Below are 690 nucleotides of genomic sequence, written 5' to 3' on the forward strand. Positions count from 1 at the left end.
CGGCCCGTGCGTGACAGATGCCAGCCCAGCAGCTCGCGTGTGTGGCAATCGATGACCACCGCCAAGCTCGCCCAGCCGTCCCGGCCTGCCCAGACGCGGCACAAGTCGGTTGCCCAGCGCTGATTCGGCGCCTGTGCCTTCGATGGCAAAGCTTCAACTCGCGGCCGACGACCGACCGGCCGCTTCTTCACCTGCCAGCCCTGGATCTGAAACAGCCGCTGCACTGTGTTCTTGTTGAAGCCCAGTAGCGCGGCCACCGTGCGGTAGCCGAAGGATGGCTCCTGCTCGATCAAGGCTTTGACTGGCTCGGCGAAGCGGGGCTGCACTTTCGGCGCTGCCTTTTGCGGTCGGTAATAGATCGTCCGCCGTGCAAACCCGAACCAGCGGCACAGCTGACTGATCGACACCTCGAAGCCGTCGGCTTTGAGTCCCTGGCGGATCGCTTCGATCACTTCTCGTCCTCGCCCAGCAGGGACTGCAATTTTTTTCGTGCGCGCAACTCCAGCATCGCCTCGCCGTACGCTTCCTGCAGATCTTTGAGCTTGCGCTCGTACTGCTCGCGAACGTCTTCGGGTTTTGCCCTCAGCGCGTTTTCCATCCCGGCCTTGGCCTGGTCAACCCAGTCTTCCAGCTCCGATGGCGGCAGATCGAACTGCCGAGACGCCTCCGCCACGGTCTTCTTCCCCTGGA

General features: G+C 63.2%; 2 protein-coding genes. Both read right to left on the reverse strand.

Translation table 11 applies throughout. The features are described 5' to 3' along the window. The coding region (locus AC3WUM_RS25155; RefSeq protein ID WP_492414081.1) for a DDE-type integrase/transposase/recombinase at positions 1–452 on the reverse strand (452 nt) is incomplete at its 3' end. After that, the coding region (locus AC3WUM_RS25160; RefSeq protein WP_492414083.1) for a transposase at positions 449–690 on the reverse strand (242 nt) is incomplete at its 5' end. The genes AC3WUM_RS25160 and AC3WUM_RS25155, both read right to left, overlap by 4 nt.

The organism is Hydrocarboniphaga sp. FW305-C-57, assembly GCF_058783045.1.